This window comes from Pedobacter frigidisoli (assembly GCF_004331675.1).
Taxonomy (GTDB): Bacteria; Bacteroidota; Bacteroidia; order Sphingobacteriales; family Sphingobacteriaceae; genus Pedobacter; species Pedobacter frigidisoli.
On the sequence record NZ_SJSN01000006.1, the window covers coordinates 107,878 to 131,292 of the forward strand.

Genomic DNA, 23,415 nt, shown 5'->3' on the forward strand with positions numbered 1-23,415 from the left:
TTCTAAATCGCCAATAACAAAAAGGATAAAGCGGAAAACAGAACTAAAAGTTAAAGGAACTACAGGTTTTTACTTTACAGAAAACAGCAATCAAATGTTTAATTTTCTGAAAAACACAGCATTATCATTTTTAAAATATCTTCTTTTTAAATCTACAAAAACGAGTAATTTTCATATCTTTGTATCCCGTACAAAAAGCGGCAATAATTACATTTTGCTGTAAAAAAAAACAAACATGACTAAGTATATTTTTGTTACGGGCGGTGTTACTTCCTCGTTGGGTAAGGGCATCATTTCCGCATCTTTAGCTAAACTTTTACAGGCACGTGGCTACCGTGTAACCATTCAGAAATTCGATCCGTACATCAATATCGATCCAGGAACTTTAAATCCTTACGAGCATGGCGAATGTTTTGTAACTGAAGATGGTGCAGAAACCGATTTAGATCTTGGTCATTACGAGCGTTTTCTTAATGTTCCAACTTCGCAAGCAAATAACATCACTACAGGTCGTATTTATCAAAACGTAATTAACAAAGAACGTAAAGGCGAATATTTGGGTAAAACCGTTCAGGTTGTGCCACACATTACGGATGAGATTAAACGCAATATGCGCATCTTAGGCGATACTGGTGAATTTGATATCGTAATTACTGAGCTTGGTGGTACTGTTGGTGATATCGAATCCTTACCGTTTATCGAAGCTGTTCGCCAGTTTAAATGGGAAGAAGGAAGCTCTAATGCCATTGTAATTCACTTAACTTTAGTGCCTTATTTAGCTGCTGCTGGTGAGTTGAAAACAAAACCAACACAACACTCTGTTAAGGCTTTGTTGGAATATGGTATTCAGCCAGATATTTTGGTTTGCCGTACTGAGCATCCAATTAACATGGATATCAGAAAAAAAATTGCGCTTTTTTGTAACGTTAACATCAATGCGGTAATCGAATCGATGGATGCATCTACAATTTATGATGTTCCGTTGTTGATGATGAAAGAACAATTAGACAAAACTGTTTTAGCTAAGTTGAAACTTCCGACTAAAAACGAACCAGATATGGAAAGCTGGAAAGAGTTTCTTGGTCATTTAAAAAATCCAACCGCCGATGTTACTATTGGCTTGGTTGGTAAATATGTAGAATTGCCTGACGCTTACAAATCGATAATCGAATCTTTTGTACATGCAGGATCTAAAAACGAATGTAAGGTTCGTGTAGAATATATTCATTCTGAAGGTATTTTCCCCGATAACGTAAAAGAGAAGTTAAGTCACCTAAATGGTGTATTAGTTGCTCCAGGTTTTGGAAGTCGTGGTATCGAAGGAAAAATTGATACCATAAAATACGTTCGTGAAAACAACATTCCTTTCTTCGGAATCTGTTTGGGTATGCAATGTGCCGTAATCGAATTCGGTCGTAATGTTTTAGGACTGAAAGATGCTCATACTACAGAGATTGAAGAGAATGCTGCAAATCCAGTAATTAACATGATGGAAGAGCAGAAAAAAATAACCAACAAAGGTGGAACAATGCGTTTAGGCTCTTATCCTTGCGATATTAAAAAAGGCACAAAAGCATTTTCTATTTATGGAAAAGCACACATAAACGAGCGCCATCGCCACCGTTATGAATTTAACAACGATTATTTAAAGCAATACGAAGAAGCTGGAATGATTGCTTCGGGTATAAATCCACAAACCAATTTGGTGGAAATTGTGGAGCTTAAAAACCATCCATTTTTTGTTGGCGGGCAGTTTCACCCAGAATTAAAATCAACAGTTGCTAATCCTCACCCACTTTTTGTTAAATTTGTCGCCGCGGCGATGGAGTTTGCGAAAAAGAAAACGAATTAATAAGCAGTACAAACAAATATAATGGATAGAAATACCTTTACAGGATTGTTCCTGATAATGATCATTTTGGCAGGATCATTCTACTTTTTAGGGCCAAAGGACGCTGAAATAAAAAGAGAGCAATTCACAATTGACTCAACAAAGAGAGCAGATTCGCTAAAAAAAGCTGGCATAAAACCAGTTCAAAAAGATACTACAAAAACAGTTAGCACAATACCAGTTGTAGATTCCTTAGCTTTAAAAGGGCCATTTGGAACTGCATTAACTGGAACAGCATCAAACACAGTATTAGAAAACGAAAATTTATTAATCACTTTAAGCAATAAAGGTGGTAGAATTTCATCGGTTCAGGTTAAAGGTCAAAAAACCTTTGCCGGCAAACCGCTAATCTTATTTAATGGAGATGCTAACAAATTTGGATTAACCTTAAATGCAGCTGGTAAAGCAATCAATACCAACGATTTATACTTCACGCCTACTAAAACAGGAAATAACGTAACCATGCGTGCAAATTATGGCGCAAATGCTTATGTAGAATATGTTTATGACTTGAAAGCGTTAAGTAACAAAGTTGGCTTCAATATTAATTTAGTTGGTTTACAACAAGTAATTGCTGGCAATACAATTGGTTTAAATTGGCAAACAACTTTATTACAACAAGAAAAATCTTTAGAAAGTGAGCACCGTTACTCTGCGCCCTATTATAAGTATTTTGATGGAAGTGTAGATCACCTGAGTGTTTCGAAAGATGAAAAAGAGGATTTAACGAAAGGTAAAATTCAATGGTTTTCATTTAAGCAACATTTTTTCTCTGCAACATTAATTGCTAAACAAGCATTTGAAAAAGGAAGTTTAGAAGTTAAAATCCCCACCGCAGCAGGAGAGGTAAAGTACTACGATGCCAACATGCAATTACCTTACGCACACACTGCAAACCAATCTTACGAAATGGAATTCTATTTTGGAACTAACAAATTCTCTGCTTTAAAGGCACAGGGTTATGATTTGGAACAGCAAGTAGATATGGGCTATTGGCCTTTGAAATACATTAACCGTTTTATCGTGTTACCTGTATTTAACTTTTTAAATAGCTTCAATTGGAATTATGGTTTAATCATTTTTGTACTTACGATTCTACTTAAACTAGCGCTTTCGCCACTTACTTACAAGTCATACTTATCTATGGCAAAAATGAGGGTTTTAAAGCCAGAAATGGATGAAATTAAAGCTAAAGTTGGTGAAGATAATGCAACATTGGTTCAACAGGAATATTTAAAACTCTACAAGAAAGCGGGTGTAAATCCGCTCGGTGGATGTTTACCAATGGTTTTACAATTACCATTGGTGATGGCTTTCTTCTTCTTCTTCCCTAACTTATTTGAGTTACGTGGCGAGAGTTTCTTATGGATGAAAGATTTATCAACTTACGATGAATTTATAAAATTCGGCTTCAAAATCCCTTTTATCGGTGACCACCTAAGCTTAATGTGTGTTTTGATGACGATTTCTACCTTAATCATGACCTACTTTAACAATCAGGTTTCTGGTGCAACTGGTCAAATGAAATACATTGGTTACATTATGCCAATCATTTTCTTAGGTGTTTTAAATAGCTATCCTGCCGGATTAAATTACTATTATTTCTTAGCCAATTTAATGACTTTCGGACAGCAGTTCTTAATTCGCAAAATGGTTGATGATGATAAAATCCACGCCTTGATTCAACAAAACAAGGCTAGACCAGCTGATGAGAAAAAGAAGAAATCTAAATTTCAACAACGTTTAGATGATTATATGCGTCAGCAACAACAAGCAAAAAAATAATTGTAATTAAATATAATTCAAATCCTCTATCGCCAATTGTGATAGAGGATTTTTTTTTGTTTTTAGAATGCTGAAACAAGTTCTGAATGAGCGTGGTGGTTAGGCAAGTGCCGTAGAAAACCAACCACGAACGGTCGTCCTCCTGAACTTGATTCAGTATCCTAACAATTTAATCCCTAGTAAAACTTCTCTAGGGAATTATCAGCAAAAAACACCTTTCTATTGTAATATTTGGCGTACAAGCTTTTAAATGAGCCAAAAAATTCCAATTTTAGAAGATTAAATCTCAACCACCAAACTAATTCATTTCTAAAAATGCAAAAGAGTCTAACAATCATTCTGTTTTTCGTTGTCAGCTTCGCCTACGCACAAAAAAAACCTTTAGATCATAGTGTTTATGATACCTGGGAATCAGTAGGAACCAAGCAATTATCAAATAATGGCCAATGGGCAATGTATGGCGTTTTACAGCAAGAGGGCGATGCGCAATTATTCATCACCAACTTAAAAACCAATACCAAATTAAATATTCCAAGGGGAATGAACTCGCAGTTTAGCAACGATTCTGAATTTGCCGCTTTCAACATCCGTCCCTTAAATAAAGATATCCGTCAGGCTAAAATTAAAAAGAAAAAACCCGATGAAACCCCAAAAGATTCATTAGGAATTGCCAACCTCACCACAAACGCAATTATAAAAGTTGCAAGAGTAAAATCATTTAAGTTTCCTGAAGATGGTTTTGGCGTAATGGCGTACCTAACCGAAAAACCAGATACCGCAAAAAAATCTGTTAAACCAGTTGAGAAGAAAGATTCGGAAACCGATTTTGCTGATGACGAGCCTGCAGGTAAACCTAAAACCGAAGAGGGTACAGATTTGGTGGTTAAAAATCTTTTAACGGGAACAGATAAAACCTACAAATTCGTTACCGATTATTATTTCAGTAAAGATGGAAAACAACTTGTGTTTACTTGTAGTGGATCTAAAAAAGACAAAACTGCTCCACAAGGTGTATTTTTACTAAGCACGGAGAAGGGAACGCTTAAAACCTTAGTAAAAGGTAAAGGAAGTTTTAAAAATTTCGCCTTTGATGAAGACAGTGAGCATCTTGCTTTTGTTGGCGAGCAAGATCCAGAGAAGCAAGAAATAAAGAAATACAATGTTTATTATAACTCAATAACCCTAGATACCGCACAAACCATTGTTGACTATGACATGCCCGGCTTACCTGCAAAATGGTCTGTTAGTGGTGATGGAAGAGTGAATTTCAGTAAAGATGGCAAGAAATTGTTCTTCGGTATCGCTCCTATTAAAAAGGCAAAGGATACCACAATCGTTGATTTCGAAGTTGCAAAGGTTGATGTTTGGAATTACAAGGATGATTACTTGCAGCCAATGCAGCTTAAAAATGCAGATCGCGACAGTAAAAAAAGCTATTTATCGGTTATTGATGTTTTCAGTAGTGATCCAAAAGTTATTCCGTTAACGGATTTAACCTTGCCTGATGCCAATATGATGGCCGAAGGTGATGCTCCTTTTGTGTTGGCTTCTACAGATTATGGACACAGAATTGAATCGCAATGGAGTGGATCTACCTCAAAAGATTATTATTTGGTTGATACTAAAACTGGTCAGCGTAAGAAGATTATTTCTGGATTAAACGGAAATGCAATGGCTTCTCCGGGCGGGAATTATGTTTTGTATTTCGATAGAAAAAACGGAAACTGGTACACTTACAATGTTGTAACAGCAAAAACTGTGGCCTTGACAGAAAGTTTAAATGTAAAATTTGTTGATGAAGATAACGATGTACCAGATTTGCCTTCATCATACGGCATTGCAACTTGGACAGAGGGCGATAAAGCGGTATTATTAAATGATAGATACGATATTTGGTCGTTTTCACCAGATGGAAAATCTCCAGCAAAAAATATTACCGCCGGCTTCGGTAGAGAAAACAAGATCACTTTTAGATATGAACGTGTTCAACAAGACAACCGATTAGAAAGATTTGTGGATAATAAATTTGTGAAAGCAAATGAATTGGTTTGGCTTGATGGCTTCAACAATACCACCAAAGAAAATGGTTTTTATCGTACCAATGTTGGATCAGTTAAGGCTCCAGAATTGGTGGTAATGGCAAAAACAAAGTATTCAAACTTAATTAAAGCGAAAGATGCAGATGTTTACATTTACGATAAGGGCAATTATGTAGAATCGCCAAATGTGTATGTAACTACGGATTTTAAAACAGAAACTAAGCTTACAAATACCAATCCTCAGCAGCAAAACTATAATTGGGGAACTGCAGAGTTAGTAAAATGGACTACTCCAAAAGGCTTTAAGGCAGAAGGAATTTTATACAAACCAGAAAACTTCGATCCAAATAAGAAATACCCAATGATTGCTTATTTCTATGAGAAACTTTCTGATGGCCTATATTCTTACCAAGCGCCAGCTCCTACTCCATCTCGCTTAAATATTTCATTCTTTGTAAGTAACGGATATTTGGTTTTTGCCCCAGATATTAGTTATGAAGCTGGTCATCCTGGTCAATCTGCTGTAGAATTTATTAATTCTGGTGTAGAAAGTTTAAAGAAAAATAGTTGGGTTGATGGCAGTAAAATCGGTATTCAAGGCCAAAGTTGGGGCGGTTACCAAGTTGCTTATTTAATCACCCAAAATAATATGTATGCGGCAGCTTGGGCTGGCGCTCCTGTAGCCAACATGACTTCTGCTTACGGCGGAATCCGTTGGGAATCTGGTATGAATCGCCAATTTCAGTATGAGAAAACACAAAGTAGAATTGGTGCCACACTTTGGGAGAAACCAGAATTGTACATCGAGAATTCACCGTTATTTATGTTTCCAAAAGTAAATACGCCAGTAGTAGTCATGGCAAATGATGCCGATGGTGCTGTGCCTTGGTACCAAGGTATTGAAATGTTTACAGGCTTACGTCGCTTGGGCAAACCAGTTTGGATGTTAAACTACAATGGCGAGGCACATAATTTAGTTCAACGCCAAAACCGCAAGGATATTCAAATTCGTGAGCAACAATTCTTCGATTATTACTTAAAAGGCGCAAAGGCTCCAGCCTGGATGACAAGTGGAGTTCCTGCAACTGAAAAAGGAAAAACTTGGGGTTTTGAATTAACAGACGAAAAACCTTAGGTAGTCTAGAGTCGAAAGTCTTTAGTCTGAAGTCCATAGCTGATAGTACAATTACTAAAAGCTATGGACTTTTAAAGTAAAAAAGCTATTTTCACACATCAAAAAAACTAAACAATCCTAATGGCATTAAGCAGAATTTGGTCGGCATTTATAATAGTTGCAATTGTTATTGCCTGTATTAAATGTTTTTTCTTTGGGCAAAGCGATATTTTTAATTGGATGGTAATTGGGAAGTCAGATGATCCATTAAATCCACTAAAGCTAAATGGCATAATCGAAACTTGTTTAGGCGCTGTAGATATTTGCCTAAAACTCATTGGTATTATGGCACTTTTTATGGGTTTTATGAGCATTGCAGAAAATGCTGGTGGCATTAGGTTATTATCGAGATTAGTTGGTCCGTTCTTTTCAAAATTGTTTCCCGAAATCCCAAAAGGACATCCAGCAACGGGGCACATGGTGATGAATTTTTCTGCAAACTTATTGGGCTTAGATAATGCCGCTACCCCATTTGGGTTGCAGGCCATGAAAAGTTTGCAGGATTTAAACCCGAATAAAGATACGGCCTCCAATGCTCAGATTATGTTTTTGTGCTTACATGCATCTGGATTAACCTTAATTCCAGTAAGTATTATTGCAGCAAGAGCCTCTTTAAAAATACCATCGGCTAACCCCACAGATATTTTTGTACCCTGCATGATTGCAACTTTCGTAGCTACTTTGGCTGCTATGTTCATCGTTTCCTTTAAACAGAAAATCAATATTTTTCAACCTGTTATTTTAGGCTGGGTTTTATGTTTATCTGCAGTTATTGGTGCTTTAGTTGTTTACTTAATTACTTTGGATTTAGCAGGTCTGCAGTCATTTTCAGGTATATTAAGCAATGGTCTTATATTACTTATATTTTTTTTAATCATTTTAGGTGGTTTATACAAAAAGGTAAACGTGTTCGAAAGCTTTGTTGAAGGAGCAAAGGGTGGTTTTGAAACGGCGATAAAAATTATCCCGTATTTGGTTGGCATGCTTGTAGCCATAAGTCTTTTAAGAACAAGTGGCACATTTGATATTATCATTAATGGTTTAAAAAGCTTCTGCACAGCCTTAAACCTCGATTCCAGATTTATTGATGGAATACCTACTGCATTAATCAAACCATTAAGTGGAAGCGGTGCTAGAGGAATGATGATTGACACCATGAATATTCACGGCGCAGATTCATTTGCAGGACGATTAGCTGCAATTCTTCAAGGCTCATCCGATACCACATTTTATGTAATTGCAGTATATTTTGGGTCGGTTAGCGTAAAAAATACCCGTTATGCTGTTGGTGCCATGTTATTAGCAGATTTGGTTGGGATCATTACTGCAATTACACTTTGCTATATGTTTTTTGGGTAAACCTTAATGAGATCATTCTGGAATTATTCAGAGATACAACATAAAAATCCCCTGCCAGATTTTAAATCAGGTAGGGGATTTTATTTTTTGATTCAATTAAAAACTTTAAATATGAGGCTTTAAATGGGCCTTAGCAATTAACTACGGTTTATCCCACCAAACTCTAGCATCTAGGTTATCGCTTCCGCCATAAGGAAAAGCTGCAACTGCAGCATTGTAGTTGGCTGAATTAATATTTATTTCTTGCGTTGGATATCCCTCTCTACGTGGAATCTGTTTTCCATTATTATTTGGAGCTGGTGCTAAAAACGTGGGGAAACCAGTTCTACGCCATTCTGCCCAACCCTCGTAACCATGCATGAATAAATGTACCCAACGCTGATTCCCAATTTGTTGTAATGCTGTTGCCGGATTGTAAACTACTGAAGCATTCAGTTTGTAGGCTGCCAAAGCACTAATATCATTATTATTCCACTGGCGAACAGATTGCTCAATACCCAAATCGTAATTGGTTTTTGCGGTAGCATCGCTACCTGCAATCCAACCAATTTTTGCAGCTTCCGCCAAACCGAATAATGCTTGTGCGTATGTAACTAGGTAAACTGGCGAATTTTGCTGACGAATGGCGTTCCCCAATAAGGAGTAATTACCAGGTGTAACAGTGGTTGATAAACCATAATCCAAACCAACATAATTACCAGCTGTATTTTTATTGGCAAAAATTGGTAGTCGTGGGTCGTTTAATGGTAGCATGAAATCTACCACTGGTTTACTCACCGCAAACCAGTTTCTACTTAGAACCGTAAATGAGTTGTACCAGTAATTTTCTTGAGCGGTAACAGCCAAATGCGGATAAGCTAAATTATCGGTATTGGCGTTCATTATACCATTTGCTAATGCTTTGTTAAATTCAGAAGTTCCTTTTGCAGGGTCAACCTTACTTAATCGTAGTGCCATTAACATGTGGATGGTATTGCCTAATTTTTTCCATTTGGCTACATTTCCAGTACCCGGATAAACAATGTCGTTTTTAATGTCACCCGCTGTAATGCTGGCATTTGCCTCATCTAACAATGTAAATAGACTATTGTAAATGGCTTGCTGCGTATCGTATTTCGGCGTAAAATTACCGCTTCCTTTCCAGGCCTCGCTATATGGTAGCGGTCCCCACCTATCAGTTGCATGCCACATAAAATATGCCTTTAAAATTTTAGCTACAGCAATTTGATTGGTGATTGGGCCCTCGCTTGCATCCAAAGCAGTATTGTCAATCACATTTTGCAAATTCATTAAAGGCCCCTCGTACAAACCGTAAAAGTTAAAGTTTGTAGTTACGTACCTTGAATTATCGGGAAATGAGGTGTTTGAAAGGTATTGCGGATAATGTACGCCATAAGGTGAAGAACTTAAGCCTGGTAAAAATTGTTCTGCATTTGCAATTAATTGCGTTCCTGATGCCTTTGTTGGGCTATTCGGATCTGTATTGATTGAATCTTTAAATTTTGTACAGCTGCTAAGTACAAAACTCCCTATCAAGCAATAAAACAATGGTTTATATATATTTTTCATGATGTTAAAATTTTAGGTTTAAGGTTAAACCATAAGAGCGAACGGTTTGTAATTCACCTTTTTCAATCCAACTGATGCTTGAGCTACCTGATGAAAGTTCCGAAGGATCTACACCTTTTGGAGCTTTTTGCCAGATCATTACTGGGTTACGCACTACCGCAGAAAGCTTAATGGCTTTAAATGGTGTTTTAGCAAGCAACGAAGCATCGAAACTGTAGCCTAAGCTTAATTCGCGAAGCTTGATGTAGGATGCGTCGTAAACCCATTCATCGTAAAATTTCGTTCCTAAATTTGTTCTGTAATAGGTACGGGCATCAACATAAGCCTCTACTGGTAAGCCTGTAACCGATGAAATACCCGAAACTTTTACACCACCCCCATTTGCAATAGGTTCACGAACGTTAATACCTTTATCATTTAAGGCGGCTGTTATTTCTGATTGACCGGATTTTGCAGCTAACATTTGGCTCCAGCTAAAAAACTTGCCACCACTTTGAAAACTTAAAGCTGCAGCTAAATCAAATTTCCAGATTCTGAAATTATTTAAGATACCACCAGTATAATTAGGTACCACGCTACCAAAATCTACATTGTTTACCGAAATCGGCAAGTTATCGGCCCCGAGTAATTTCTCTCCAGTAGCTGGATCTCGTTTATAACCCGGACCAACTAAATTACCGAAAGATTGATTAAGCGTAGAATTTAAAAAAATAGTTTGACTTGAGTAAGTGTTCAAATCCAATTGATAAACCTTTAAATCTTGGTATAACTCTTTTATTTGATTTTTATTTTTGGCGTAATTAACGGTAATATCCCAAGAAAATAGCTTTGATTTTACTGGTGTGCCAGTTAGTGTAAGCTCTATTCCCCTATTGGCAATTAAGCCTGCATTTACCACATAACTATCGTAACCACTAGCGCCCGAAACGCTTAAATTAATTACCTGATTTTTATTTTCCTGGTTGTAATAAGTAAATGCTGCACCTAAACGATTATTTAAAAATCTTAAGTCGATACCAGCCTCAAATGAATTTGCAAATGAAGGTTCGATACCCGGATTTTTTAAACCATCTGGCACAACCATAGAGCTGATTGTTCCAGATGTTGCTGGGTAAGGACTGCCAAAACCATAGGTATTTACAATTTGGAATGGAGAAAGATCTGAACCAGCAATGGCGTAACTCGCTCTTAATTTACCGAAAGATAAATGTTTCCATTTTACTAAATTGCTAAACACGAAACTACCCGAAACAGATGGATACCAATATGAATTGTTATCTTTTGGCAAGGCTGATGAAATATCGTTACGAATCGATGCATCTAAGAAATAAGTATCCTTAAAACCAAATGATCCCATAGCATAAACACTTCTTATTTGTTTTTGGCGAAGATAAGAAGTACTAGTTGGTCTATCTACCGATGCAGCAATGGTATAAGTATTTGGACTCGATAAGCCTCCTACTGTTGATTGAAAAGTCTGCGTGTATTTGTTAGTATAAAGATTTGCCCCTGCATTAATATTGATAGAGAAATCCTGAATATTTTTGTTGTACTGCGCTAAAAACTCATAATTATTATCAGTTCCCTGAGCTTTAAGAACATTGTAATTATCTAAATTTCTACCGCCCAGTGGCTCTTTATGGGTTACATTTTGGATAAGGATATCACTACGTACAAAACCACTTATCTTTAATTCTGGTAATAGTTGATAGCTTGCATTGATATCACCAAATAAATGGTTACGATCGTCATTATTTAATACTTCGTAAGCATCAAAAAATGGATTATTCCAATCGCTTGGTTTGTTTGAGGTAATTACACCTGCTGCATTTGGATTCACATTCCAGTTTAAAATGGTTCCGTCGGCATAACGATAATTTCTTAATGTATTAACATCTAAATTACGTTGGAACCACTGTACAGCTCCAGTAAACGAACCTTGATAGCCTTGAGTTGGGCGTTGGCCAGAATTATTGGCATAGTTCGCGTTTACACCCACCTTAAATTTATTAGTGATATCTAATGAGGAACTTAAGCTAAAATTATTACGCTTAAGCCAAGTATTTGGATAAGTACCTTTTGTATAAGCATTGGTATAACTTAAACGGTAGTCTGAATTTTCACTCCCACCTGCAACAGAAATGCCGTTATTAATATTCTGTCCAGTTTCGAAGTAATCCTTTATATTATTAGGTTGAGGATCGAAAGTGCTTAATAATCCAAATTCTGGATCTTGGGGATAAAAACTATTGATCTTTCTAATTAGTGTTCCATCCATTTTTGGTCCCCAACTTTCATCATTTCCATTAACAAAATTTTGACCGTTTGTTAATTTTGAAAAAACCTGACTGTTACCTACTCCGTAAATATTTTGTAAGGGCAAGAAATTACCAACCTTATCAATTGTATAAGCCGAACTTACTGTAATATCTACTTTTTTGCCTCCACGACTTCCTTTTTTAGTGGTGATTAATAAGACACCATATTGGCCACGGATACCATAAAGTGCCGAAGCTGCTGGCCCCTTAAGTACATTAATAGATTCAACATCATCGGGGTTAATATCCTGACTAGTATTGCCATAATCTACACCATTTTCAGTACCGCCAAAATTGTAATCTATTACAGGTGTTCCATCAATAACCATTAATGGTGCACCACCACCGCCAATGGAATTAACGCTTCTAAGTTTAATTTTTTGTGTTCCACCTAAACTTGCACCAGAAGATCCAGTTACTTGTGCGCCAGCAACTTTACCGGCCAAAGAGCCAATAACATTGTTTTCTTTAGTAAGCGTTAAATTATCACCGCCGATGTTTTGAGTAGCATAACCAATTGATTTTTCAGAGCGTTTGATGCCCAATGCGGTAACCACCACTTCAGTAAGGTTTTTAGCATCAGAAACTAATTGAACATTAATAATTGATTGAGCGCCGATTGCTACCTCTTGGCTGGTAAAGCCCACTGAGGTAAAAATTAATGTGGTGCTACTTGCAGGAATGGCAATACTGTACGTACCATCGCCACTAGTAGAAGCGCCAACTGTACCGCCTTTTACCAGTACACTCACGCCAGGTATTCCAATACTGTTCTCGTCGGTAACTTTGCCCTTTATGGTTGTTTGGGCATAAGAAACTGCGTAACAGGTTAAAATCCCTAATAAAATTAGTAAAGATTTTCTGTTCATAATGAAAGATTTAGGTTGTTGATTTGTTAAGTTGCCTTAAAATACAAATTTTAACCTAATCACAATTCATTAAAAATAGGATTATGCTAATCCAAACCTTTTAAAAAAGAAAAATACCGCATAAGGCTGCACAAACCTGCATGATCAGGAATCAAAATGGCTGGCAACAATTTTATTACAGAGTTTAAGAAACTTGCTCGGGCAGGGAAATGCGATTAATGATCTCATCTATAGCATCAGGATCGATAACTACATTTTTAGAAGCATACCATTTGGATGAATTATTATCAAGCCAAATACAAAAAGAATGATATCCATCTAAAACAACAGCATAGGTTTCATGAAAATCATCATTTATACGCATGCAAAATCCCTTAAAAATTTTGCCTCTAACAATAAATTGTAGGGTGGAATAATTTTCTAACATGGCTCATTATATTTTTGGTTAAATTACAACAATGAATTAGCAGGAATGTTTTGTTAATTTAAAGGAATCAACAAATAATTCTTAACTAATCATAAAGGCTTAACCTATATTTAACATGTTGGAGTAGCCTTTTGCTATTAAACGCTTTTTTGATGGTAAATATATCTCGCATTGAAGATTTAATATTGTCTTTCCTCTCTTTACAATAGCAGTTTCTGCAACAATTTCGTCGCCCTCAACTGCAGGCGCAAAATAATCTATGTAATTATTTACGGTTGTATATCGTTCGTTTAAACCCATTGTGTAAACTGTTGCTCCAATTAAGTCATCTATAATTCCTGCGGTAACACCACCATGTAAAATTTGGTAAGGATTAGTCATTTCTTTTCGTATGGTGTATTGGCAAACTAAAATGCCACTTTCTGCCTTAATTAAAACCGGAGCGAGCCAATTCATAAAATTTGATGGAGAAGCTGTGATAACCTTTCCAATAGATTGCCTTAAAAAATTTAGTCTTTGTTCGCTTAATGATGCTTCCATTTGGATGTAAAATGTAGTAATGTATCAGGTAAAGTTAACAAATTATGGATGATGAAAAATGTGAGATGGAATTTGTTTATTGTAATTTAGAAAGTACATATCATCCATCTTACATTTTCCATTTCTTCCACCCTTAAAACGGTACAATTATCTTAAAACTCATGTTTCTGCCCATGTTATAAATCCCCGATCTTCCATTTGGAGATGATTGATAATATTCAAAATATTTTAATCGGTTTAAATTTGATTGGTGAGCGATATTGAAAATATTATCAACCTGAATAAAAAGATCCATGACCGTTTTACCTAATTTAGATTTTATGGATGATCCTACTCCAGCGTTTACCAGTGTATATCCCTTTGTGAATGTTTCGGTATCATCCAAGGCGTAGAATTTATCTTGATCTGCAAAAACTGCTACATCAACCTTAATGTATGGTTTTTCTAAAAATCCGATAGGTTTTTTAGCAGTTGCCTTAAGCTCAGATCTAATTTGCAACGGAGGAATAAATGGTAAATATTTAGCAGTTTTTGGGTGATTACTTAATAATTCCTTATTTTGATTTAGGCCAACCACATAAGCTAAACTATTATTAAAACTCAACCATTTAGCACTTGATGGATGAAGATTTATGGTAAACTCAGCGCCATACAACCTTGCTTTGGATTGTTGATATTGGTAGGTTAAATTTCCTGGAACAATAACCACTGGGTTTCCATTCGCATCGGATAAACGAGACTGATAAATATAGTTCTGAATATTATTATTAAACAGCTCTAAACTGATATCGGCATCTTTTAAGTAGGCAATAATTCCAATATCCTCTTGAAGATTAAATTCAGGCTTAAAGGTTCTATTTCCCAAGTAAACTATGTGTGCACCTGGATCTAGCCCATTAGATCCAATTTCAGTTATATTTGGCGCACGATATCCCCTGGCAATATTGGCCTTAATCAAGAGTTTATCAGAAATATTATAGGTTAAGCCCAAACTACCAGAAAAGCCATAATAGTTTTTATTGAACGACGGAAACTGTAAATTACCTGTAGAATTATTTGCCTCTACTTTCTCTCCAAAACCAGTATTGGCATTTGTTCCAACAAAGAAATTATCCCAATTGATGTTTCTTCTATCCATTCTAACTCCACCTGATACATCAATTTTCCCCAAAGTTTTCTTTGCAAAATAAAAAGCGCCAATATCAAACAAATCATAATCTGGAATTGGAAAATCTGTAGCTGCCTTGCTCCTGTTGCCTTGGTACATTCCATTTACACCAATTGTACTTTCAACGCCCGAAAAATCAGGCAAATTATATTTAATATCATAATTAAAGGTATTCAGAACTACGTACAAGCCTGCCTGATTAGGAAATGTTGGGTGATTATATTCTCTACGAACACTTTGTTGCCCTCCAAGTAAAATATTTAAATCGCTAGCACCAAATTTAAACTGGCTGGTATTGTAAAATCGGTAATGTTGAATATGTTGATGCAGTGGATTGATAGCATAGCCATTTAAATCATTGCGAGAGGCAATTGGCCTATTCTTAATATCGTCTCCCCCATCTAAAATCTGTTTGGTAAATTGCCTTGTCAGCGAATCCCTACTTCCATCGGGAATTTCCATCATGTTATCATAATAGGTTATAGCTGTTTTGGAAAATCCCCAGTCTTTATCAACTCTTGCGCTTGCCGATAAATTGTACTCCTTAAAAGCGGTTCCATAAACCAACCCATCAATTTTATTATAATAATTATGCGCTGCCTTACCCGTGGCCCTTATGATATACTTCCAATTATTTTTAACATAAGCAAAACCCAATGATGAGCCTATCATGCCATTATTACTTTGATAATTGGTGGTAAAATCTCCTTTCATCGTGCCCTTTTCAAAATTAGGGTTATAGGGAATCATATTGATTACACCAGCCAATGCATCTGAACCATAAGTTAAGCTTGCTGGTCCTTTTACAACCTCTGCCCTGGCAATTCCATATTCATCAACCTCAATACCATGTTCATCGCCCCATTGTTGCCCCTCTTGCCTCAAGCCATCATATAATGTTAATACCCGATTATAACCCAAACCACGAATAAAAGGCTTAGATACATTTGGCCCTGTAGTTACTGCTGTAACACCAGGAACACCTTTTACAATAGCTTCAATTAAATTTGTATTTACATTTTGATCCATTGCTTTTTTTGATAATACAGCAATAGGAACCGGACTTTTTCGCAGCTGCGTGGCCCGGTTTACCCCAGTAATTACCACATCGCTTAAATCTTCTGCCAAACTTAAAATATCTACATTAACAATTGTGGTGTCGGATTTTATTAAGATTTTAATCCTTTCCGATTTATAACCAATACCTGAGAAAATAATTTCGTATTCGCCTTTCGGAACACCATTTAATTGGAATGTTCCATTCGAAATAGATTTGGTTGAACTGCGTAAGCCCAATATTTTGACATTGATATTCTCCACTGGGCTATTTTTTGAGGTAACTAAACCTTTAACACAAGGGGTTTGTGCCATTATTTTTAATGTTGAGAACAAAAACAGAATGCAAATTATTATGGATTTCATGATTTAGTATTTATCTAAATATATTTTTAGACAAATCTAAATTTAATTTTATACTTACCAAATAAATCTATTAGCTTTTAAAAAAAAATTATTGGAATTAATTCATTACAAATAAACCTTTGCTAATCAATTTATAAAGCCCACCTTTGTTATGGCTTTAAATTTGAGTCCTTCGAAATTATGGAAAGCAGCAATAATCCCACAAAAAAAATCCTTAAGCCATCTGTTGTACATGATGATTTGCCAGAGGTTAAAAAGCCAGAACATTTAAGGAAAGCTGTTCCTGACCACGAAAATTCATTACCAGAAAATCCAGAGAGAAACTATCATCATGAAGAATTTAGAAGCTCATCATCCAGTCATGATGAAATAAAGCATGCAGATGATGATGTTTGGAATGGAGAAGATGCTTAAGTAAAATATAGCTTATATTATTTAAGCCCGTAACAATGATATGCTATAAGCATTCCATTAATAATTTAAATACGATAAGTTGCGTAAATCAACCAAACAATGTAAGAGAATTTAGGAAAATAATAAAAATTGAAATTAGAGCTTATTAAAGCTTAATGTAGTTTTTCTTGATTCAGTATTTCTACTTTTTTAAAATCTGCCCTTACTTTGCCAACAACAAAACCCAAAAGGCAACCTATAATAAATGTCGCTATCATCACCATGATCTCCTATCCTTTAAATTTACTTTTTTATTGATTTAAAAAATTAATTGCGAGCCTAATATTTATTAAAGGCCACGCCTATTAAACCAAAATTATTTTTATTTGTTTTAATGATCAAAAACTTCATAAAAAAACCGCCTTTAAGAAAAACTTAAAGGCGGCTAAATGTATCCCGGAAGGGACTCGAACCCCTGACCCTCGGTTTAGAAAACCGACGCTCTATCCAGCTGAGCTACCGAGACTCATTTTTTAATGAGCTGCAAATATAGAAGTTCTATCCAATAAGCAAAAATTTATTTTAAAGTATTTAATGGCGATAATTCACCATTCGAATAAGTATTTAAGAACGAATACTTTAACAGCTTAAATGATGTTTTAATAATTAATAATTTAATAATTAAGACTGATAATTACGAGAAATACCCTAATAATTCCCTGTAACACCAATCTCTAGGCCTCTTAGTTCGGCCAACCCCCTTAGTCTGCCTATTGCCGAATATCCTGGATTAGTTTCTTTTGCCAAGTCATCTAGCATCTGGTGACCATGATCTGGACGAAAAGGGATCGATTTATCTCTTAGGGCATTTTCCTCTGATAAAGCTTTCATAATTTCGTACATATCCACATCACCTCCCAAATGATCTGCTTCATAAAAACTTCCATCTTCATCTTTGGTAACATTACGTAAATGGGCGAAATAAACACGCTCTTTTACCACATTAAAAATTTCCAATGCATCATTTTTCATTCCTGCACCCAATGATCCTGTGCAAAAGCATACCCCGTTGAAAGCTTGATTAACTTCTTTAATGATATATTTAAAATCTTCCAATGTACTTGCGATACGTGGCAAACCTAAAATCGGATATGGAGGATCATCAGGATGAATGGTCATTTTTATTCCCTCTTCTGTACAAACATCAGCTATCGAGGAAAGGAAATACTTTAGATTTTCCCTTAATCTTTCCGTACCAATTTGCTTATATTCATTAATACTTGCCCTTAAGGTTTCCAGTTCGATTTCTTTCTCATTTGGAATGCCCATTAAAACGTTAATTCTTAAATCAATAAGCTGAAGCTCATTTAGGGTTGAGAATTTATCTTTTGCCCTCTGCAAGATCGATTGACTGTAATCAGCTTCGGCATTTTCCCTCTTAAGTATGTATAAATCGAACATCGCCAGATCTATCCAATTGAAATACAGTGCCTTAGAACCATCTGTCATTTCGAGATCCAGCTGTGTACGTGTCCAATCTAGAACAGGCATAAAGTTGTAGCACACAATCTTAATTCCGCATTGCGCCAAATTGCGCAAAGATGCTTTGTAGTTTTCAATATATTGATCAACATCTTCCCGTCTAGTTTTAATAGCCTCATGTACGGGAACACTTTCTACAACAGACCAAGTTAGTCCTGCTGACTCAATAATAGCTTTTCTTTCTTGGATATCGGCCAAGGGCCAAATTTCTCCATGGGCAATATGATGCAAGGCGGTCACAATTCCAGTTGCTCCAGCTTGTTTTACATCTTGTAAACTAACCGGATCATTCGGACCATACCAACGCCAAGTTTGCTCTAATTTTTTATATTTCGTTTTCATAAATTACACTCCAGAGTAAGCACAAAATCCACCATCAACCTTAATATTTTCGCCGTTTACAAACTTCGAGGCATCACTTAATAGATAAACCAAGGCACCAATTAATTCTTCTGGTGCTCCAAAACGCTTAAATGGCGTCTTGTTAATGATCGCTTCTCCTCTTGCTGTCAAGGAACCATCTTCATTTGTTAACAAAGCTCTATTTTGATTGGTAATGAAAAAACCGGGCACAATGGCATTCATCCTGATTTTATCTTGATAACGATTGGCCAATTCAACAGCCATCCATTTTGTGTAACTTTCTACTGATGCTTTTGCGAGCGAGTAACCCAATACGCGGGTAAGCGCCTGTGTTGCCGATACGGATGAAATATTCACGATGCTCCCTCCGTTTTTGGCAATTTCCTTACCAAAGATTTGGGTTGGCATAATTGTTCCAAACAAATTTAAGTCGAAAGCCTGTTTTAAGGCAGAAACATTAAGATCAAAAATATCGCTCCGTGGTTGAATAACCGCTTCTGCTACATTACCTCCAGCGGCATTCACTAAGGAATCTATCCGGCCAAATTCTGCAATGATTTTGGCATTTGCATCGATTAAATTCTGTTCGTTTAATACATCAGCGATAATATAGATGGCTTTGCCACCGGCATTTATAACATCTGCTACTCTTTGCTTAGCAACATCTTCGTTTCTACCGATAACTACGATTGTTGCTTCTGCAGCGCACAATCCATTGATAAAAGCCTCTCCCAAAACACCTGTTGCGCCTGTAACAACAACGACTTTGTTTTTTAATGAAAATAGGCTTTCGACTTCTTTTGTCATTTGTTTAGATTTTTATTTGGTTATTCCACCACTAAGGTGGCTATGGAATGTGGCAAGCTCGTTGTAGTTGCAGCCTCACCTTTAATCCATAAACTGTATTTTAATTTTTCGTCTGATTGATTCATGACCACCACGACAAGCTTACCATCGGCATTTAAGAAAGCGGTGGTTTGAAGTAGATCTCGGCTCGATGCAGAACCAATTCTCTTAGCACCTGGACGGATGAATTTTGAGAAATGGCCCATGTAATAATAGGCATTGGTGTAAATCAATTTATCATTTTTGGTATCGGCATGCACTGGGGCAAAACAGAAATTACCAACATGGTTTGGCCCACCTTTTTCATCTAAAAGGATATTCCAGTCTGTCCAAGCAGCAGTTCCAGCATTAAAATCGTTGATCATTGAGTAACCATAACGTTCGCCCAGAGTCCAATCGTCCAACTTTTTTACGTCATACTTTTCCTTACAACCCTCAGTAAAAATCAAAGCTTTATCTGGATAAGCTTCATGCGTTTGTTTAACATTTCCAAACTGCATTCCACTTCCTGTCCAGGTTTCGTACCAGTGAAAACCGATTCCCCAAACATATTTTGCAGCATCCTTATCATTTAAAATGGTGCTAGCTCTTTGGAAGATTTGATCGCGGTTATGATCCCAGGCAATTAATTTTTTAGATGCTAAACCTGATTTTTGTAAGGTTGGACCTAAGAAATTCTTGATAAAATCACGTTCCTCCTCGGCTGTATATACGCAAGATTCCCATATTTGCTTAGCCATTGGCTCATTTTGAACCGATAAGCCCCAAATTGGGATACCCATTGCCTCGTAGGTTTTAATGAATTTCACGTAGTGATTTGCCCAGCTTTGGCGATATGCAGGCAATAAATGTCCACCACCGATAAGGCTGTTATTATCTTTCATCCAAGCTGGTGGCGACCAAGGACTAACATAAAGCGAAAGCTTACCACCAGCTGCAGCGGTTGCCTGCTTAATTAACGGGATTTTAAACTGCTCATCGTGTGCAACACTAAAGGTTTTTAAATCCTTATCATTATCTTGAACATAAGTATAACTTCCGCTAGAGAAATCGCAGCTGGCAATGTTGGTACGGGCCAAGGTGTAGCCAATTCCCTTATCTTTACTGTAGTAAGCAGTTAATAATTCTTGTTGATTTTTCTTCGAAAGCTTATCAAAAGTTTCTGCTGAGGCATCAGTTAAAGCACCGCCAATACCAACCAATGTTTGGTATTTAACAGTTGGATCTACAAAAATACAGGGCTCTGTTTCAAATGGTTGTTTATTCTCAACGAAACTTAAGGTTTCAGTCTTACTTAAGCGATAATCAGATTTTTCTGCTGTGGTGTAAACCGTTACTTTTTTGCTGCCAACTGTATAATTTTGGGCAGTTTTAGCAACTGTTTTAACAGCTCTTTTGTTTTGTGCAGCTGCAGTAAATGCTGTTGCCAAAACCAATAGAATGCTCAGATTTTGTTTCATTATCATTATTTATTTACGTTTAATTGCCACCACAATGGCAAATCAATTCATTTTTTACAGTTCGAATTTCCGAATAAATCATTCATTAACTTCATAAAATGTATCATTGTTACGTATCTTTTATATTATTGCTAAAAATATTGACCCTAATAATTTAGTCACTAGGGAGATAAGAAAAATTTTAATGCTTATATTTTTTACAAAGTTTGTAGATATTTACAATTTGTATTACTAGTTGCCCATCTATTTCAGGATTATTTGGAATGCAACAGATATTGTGCACTAAAATAAACGAAAACACATTCTTTATCAGTTCTTTGGTGGAAAGAATGGTGATAGAAACCTATAAAAAATAGCGGTTATTCAATCAAATCCCTATGAACTTTATTATTTGTATTTTGCCTGCATTTCTGCGTAATAATCCTTGAGTACAAAAAACGCTTTTTTCTTTTTACCAGTTTCACTGATCAAACCTTTTCGGTTCCAGAAATTCTGATAAATAGGATGTTGTCTTCTTGCTGATCTGAAATCCGTTAAGATCCAAGGCGTCATACCACGTAAGGTACCAATTTTACTCAATAAGATAATCTGGTTTTTATAAAGCGCTTCTTGGTATTCTTCGCTCCAACGGGTATTTTCATCACCATGGAAACCCCCTAAAGCATCTCCACCAAATTCTGTAATTACTACCGGTTTTTTATATTTAATGTCGAAATTGTATTTGGTAATTTCTGATGGTAAACCACCCCAATACCAACCTGCATATTCGTTAAAGCTTACCAAATCAATTTTTTCGCCCAATGGATCATTTAAAATAATGTTGTTTCCTTCACGATGCACTTCTAAAGCTGCAGCAACCAGGCGGGTATCATCCAAGCTTCGAGCCGTTTCTGCTAAATTGCTCATGAAGCTTAACCGGGCATCACTTAACGGAGTTTCGTTTCCTATAGACCAAACGATCACACTTGCCCGGTTCTTATCGCGTTGAATTAAATCGGTAAGTTGTTGTTTTGCATTGGCATAAGTTGCAGGATTAGACCAACTGATGGTCCAATAAACAGGCACCTCTGCCCAAACCAGTAAGCCCATTTCATCGGCCAAACGAATCATTTCTTCGTTATGAGGATAGTGCGCTAAACGAACATAATTACAGTTTAAATCCTTAGCCCACTGTAACATCATTCGCATATCGCCTTCGGAACGTAATCTTCCAGCCAAAAGTGGATTTTCATCATGTAAGGAAATCCCTCTTAAGAAAATTGACTTTCCATTTAATAGAATGCTGTCGCCATCAACTTGAATGGTTCTGAAACCAACTTTATCATCAATATTTTCTTTATCAGTTTTAATGTTTACCGCATAAAGCTTAGGGTTTTCTGGCGACCAAAGGTTTAAGTTGTTCCAAGTAAACTCATCAGATATTTTACCTTCGGCATCAGTTTTATACTTCTTTTCTAATTTTAATTCAGGGATTGATAAAGTAATTTCCTGATTAGAAGCTGCATCAGCAAGCTTCATAGAAAAATTTATTAGGTTATTATTTCCTTTAACCAATTGCAATTTATAATCACTTATAAAATGATCAGGAAACTCGGCTAAGAAAACATCTCGAGTTATGCCTCCATAATTCCACCAATCGGTATTTACTGTAGGGATTTCATCTTGCTTGCGGATATTATCCACTTTAAGCACGATTGAGTTTTCTCCGATTTTTAAATTTCCTGTTACATCGAACTGAAAGGGTGTAAAACCTCCTTTGTGAACGCCCAATTTTTTTCCATTAAGGTAAACGTGAGCTTCATAATTTACGGCTGCAAAGTAAACGAAGTATCTTTTGCCTTTTTCTGGCTTAGCATCGAACTTTCTGCGTAACCAAATATTACCTTCGTAAAGCGATAACCGCTCTTCCTGAGAATTCCAATCTCCAGGAACATTCATTAATGGAGAATGATCAAAATCGTATTCAATTAATTCGGTTTTATCTTTAGGTTGTTTATCATCGAAATAGCCTCCTGTTCCTGTTTTTGATTTATCGAATGGATCATGCCTGTAATCGTAATAACCATTTTCGTAGGGATCGATAATATAATTCCACTTTCCATTTAAGCTCTGAATTTTTCTACCCTGAATGTTTTGTATAGCAGTAACCTGTGCATAACTAACGGTTGGTAATATTGTAAAGCAAATTAAAAGTATTCTATAGGTTGATTTTAACATAACTTAATTTTGATTTCAATAATTAGCGATTCA

At 36.2% G+C, this 23,415-nt stretch carries 14 protein-coding genes and 1 tRNA gene; 5 read left to right on the forward strand and 10 right to left on the reverse strand.

Translation table 11 applies throughout. The features are described 5' to 3' along the window. The first annotated feature begins 235 nt into the window (after positions 1–235). The 4 genes from EZ449_RS08965 to EZ449_RS08980 all read left to right on the forward strand — a co-directional run bounded on the left by EZ449_RS08965 (position 236) and on the right by EZ449_RS08980 (position 8,248). Positions 236–1,852: a CTP synthase gene (locus tag EZ449_RS08965; RefSeq protein ID WP_131557849.1), complete on the forward strand. Its 1,617-nt coding sequence runs from the start codon at positions 236–238 to the stop codon at positions 1,850–1,852. A 21-nt stretch (positions 1,853–1,873) separates the two neighbouring features. Further along, positions 1,874–3,676: a membrane protein insertase YidC gene (gene yidC / locus EZ449_RS08970; protein ID WP_131557851.1), complete on the forward strand. Its 1,803-nt coding sequence runs from the start codon at positions 1,874–1,876 to the stop codon at positions 3,674–3,676. 315 nt (positions 3,677–3,991) lie between these two features. Continuing rightward, on the forward strand, positions 3,992–6,850 hold the full coding sequence (locus EZ449_RS08975) for a S9 family peptidase (protein WP_131557853.1): 2,859 nt from the start codon (positions 3,992–3,994) through the stop codon (positions 6,848–6,850). A 120-nt stretch (positions 6,851–6,970) separates the two neighbouring features. Further along, the gene (locus tag EZ449_RS08980; protein WP_131557855.1) at positions 6,971–8,248 is read left to right on the forward strand and encodes a nucleoside recognition domain-containing protein; all 1,278 of its coding nucleotides are present in this window, start codon (positions 6,971–6,973) and stop codon (positions 8,246–8,248) included. 141 nt (positions 8,249–8,389) lie between these two features. On the opposite strand, the gene EZ449_RS08985 is transcribed toward EZ449_RS08980, so the two are convergent. From EZ449_RS08985 to EZ449_RS09005, 5 genes are all read right to left on the reverse strand, one after another. Next, positions 8,390–9,817 carry a SusD/RagB family nutrient-binding outer membrane lipoprotein gene (locus tag EZ449_RS08985; protein WP_131557857.1) on the reverse strand — a complete coding sequence of 476 codons (1,428 nt, stop codon included), beginning with the start codon at positions 9,815–9,817 and terminating at the stop codon, positions 8,390–8,392. A 4-nt stretch (positions 9,818–9,821) separates the two neighbouring features. Further along, on the reverse strand, positions 9,822–13,004 hold the full coding sequence (locus tag EZ449_RS08990) for a SusC/RagA family TonB-linked outer membrane protein (RefSeq protein WP_131557859.1): 3,183 nt from the start codon (positions 13,002–13,004) through the stop codon (positions 9,822–9,824). 184 nt (positions 13,005–13,188) lie between these two features. After that, on the reverse strand, positions 13,189–13,431 hold the full coding sequence (locus EZ449_RS08995; RefSeq protein ID WP_131557861.1) for a hypothetical protein: 243 nt from the start codon (positions 13,429–13,431) through the stop codon (positions 13,189–13,191). A 99-nt stretch (positions 13,432–13,530) separates the two neighbouring features. Continuing rightward, on the reverse strand, positions 13,531–13,971 hold the full coding sequence (locus EZ449_RS09000) for a PaaI family thioesterase (protein ID WP_131557864.1): 441 nt from the start codon (positions 13,969–13,971) through the stop codon (positions 13,531–13,533). Positions 13,972–14,104: 133 nt separating this feature from the next. After that, positions 14,105–16,510: a TonB-dependent receptor gene (locus tag EZ449_RS09005; RefSeq protein WP_225872273.1), complete on the reverse strand. Its 2,406-nt coding sequence runs from the start codon at positions 16,508–16,510 to the stop codon at positions 14,105–14,107. Positions 16,511–16,741: 231 nt separating this feature from the next. Here EZ449_RS09005 and EZ449_RS09010 point away from each other — a divergent pair, with 231 nt between their 5' ends. After that, positions 16,742–16,975, forward strand: a complete 234-nt coding sequence (locus EZ449_RS09010; protein ID WP_131557868.1) for a hypothetical protein — start codon at positions 16,742–16,744, stop codon at positions 16,973–16,975. A 431-nt stretch (positions 16,976–17,406) separates the two neighbouring features. On the opposite strand, the gene EZ449_RS09015 is transcribed toward EZ449_RS09010, so the two are convergent. The 5 genes from EZ449_RS09015 to EZ449_RS09035 all read right to left on the reverse strand — a co-directional run bounded on the left by EZ449_RS09015 (position 17,407) and on the right by EZ449_RS09035 (position 23,382). Then, positions 17,407–17,480: transfer RNA gene (locus EZ449_RS09015), tRNA-Arg, on the reverse strand. Between the two features lie 182 nt (positions 17,481–17,662). Beyond that, positions 17,663–18,838 (reverse strand): mannonate dehydratase, encoded by a 1,176-nt coding sequence (uxuA, locus tag EZ449_RS09020; RefSeq protein ID WP_131557870.1) that lies wholly within the window; start codon positions 18,836–18,838, stop codon positions 17,663–17,665. A 3-nt stretch (positions 18,839–18,841) separates the two neighbouring features. Continuing rightward, positions 18,842–19,666 (reverse strand): SDR family oxidoreductase, encoded by an 825-nt coding sequence (locus EZ449_RS09025; RefSeq protein WP_131557872.1) that lies wholly within the window; start codon positions 19,664–19,666, stop codon positions 18,842–18,844. Positions 19,667–19,686: 20 nt separating this feature from the next. Further along, the gene (locus tag EZ449_RS09030; protein ID WP_131557874.1) at positions 19,687–21,165 is read right to left on the reverse strand and encodes a glycoside hydrolase family 30 protein; all 1,479 of its coding nucleotides are present in this window, start codon (positions 21,163–21,165) and stop codon (positions 19,687–19,689) included. A gap of 387 nt (positions 21,166–21,552) precedes the next feature. Then, positions 21,553–23,382 carry a glycoside hydrolase family 2 protein gene (locus tag EZ449_RS09035; RefSeq protein ID WP_131557876.1) on the reverse strand — a complete coding sequence of 610 codons (1,830 nt, stop codon included), beginning with the start codon at positions 23,380–23,382 and terminating at the stop codon, positions 21,553–21,555. Positions 23,383–23,415: the final 33 nt, after the last annotated feature.

Excerpts from the sequence above, each read along its gene's own strand:
- EZ449_RS09035 (WP_131557876.1), bottom strand. The coding sequence starts at position 23,382 with ATGTTAAAATCAACCTATAGAATACTTTTAATTTGCTTTACAATATTA.
- EZ449_RS09005 (WP_225872273.1), bottom strand. The coding sequence starts at position 16,510 with ATGGCACAAACCCCTTGTGTTAAAGGTTTAGTTACCTCAAAAAATAGC.
- yidC (WP_131557851.1), top strand. The coding sequence starts at position 1,874 with ATGGATAGAAATACCTTTACAGGATTGTTCCTGATAATGATCATTTTG.
- EZ449_RS08985 (WP_131557857.1), bottom strand. The coding sequence starts at position 9,817 with ATGAAAAATATATATAAACCATTGTTTTATTGCTTGATAGGGAGTTTT.
- EZ449_RS08995 (WP_131557861.1), bottom strand. The coding sequence starts at position 13,431 with ATGTTAGAAAATTATTCCACCCTACAATTTATTGTTAGAGGCAAAATT.
- EZ449_RS08980 (WP_131557855.1), top strand. The coding sequence starts at position 6,971 with ATGGCATTAAGCAGAATTTGGTCGGCATTTATAATAGTTGCAATTGTT.
- EZ449_RS09030 (WP_131557874.1), bottom strand. The coding sequence starts at position 21,165 with ATGAAACAAAATCTGAGCATTCTATTGGTTTTGGCAACAGCATTTACT.
- EZ449_RS09010 (WP_131557868.1), top strand. The coding sequence starts at position 16,742 with ATGGAAAGCAGCAATAATCCCACAAAAAAAATCCTTAAGCCATCTGTT.
- EZ449_RS09000 (WP_131557864.1), bottom strand. The coding sequence starts at position 13,971 with ATGGAAGCATCATTAAGCGAACAAAGACTAAATTTTTTAAGGCAATCT.
- EZ449_RS08990 (WP_131557859.1), bottom strand. The coding sequence starts at position 13,004 with ATGAACAGAAAATCTTTACTAATTTTATTAGGGATTTTAACCTGTTAC.
- uxuA (WP_131557870.1), bottom strand. The coding sequence starts at position 18,838 with ATGAAAACGAAATATAAAAAATTAGAGCAAACTTGGCGTTGGTATGGT.
- EZ449_RS08965 (WP_131557849.1), top strand. The coding sequence starts at position 236 with ATGACTAAGTATATTTTTGTTACGGGCGGTGTTACTTCCTCGTTGGGT.
- EZ449_RS08975 (WP_131557853.1), top strand. The coding sequence starts at position 3,992 with ATGCAAAAGAGTCTAACAATCATTCTGTTTTTCGTTGTCAGCTTCGCC.
- EZ449_RS09025 (WP_131557872.1), bottom strand. The coding sequence starts at position 19,666 with ATGACAAAAGAAGTCGAAAGCCTATTTTCATTAAAAAACAAAGTCGTT.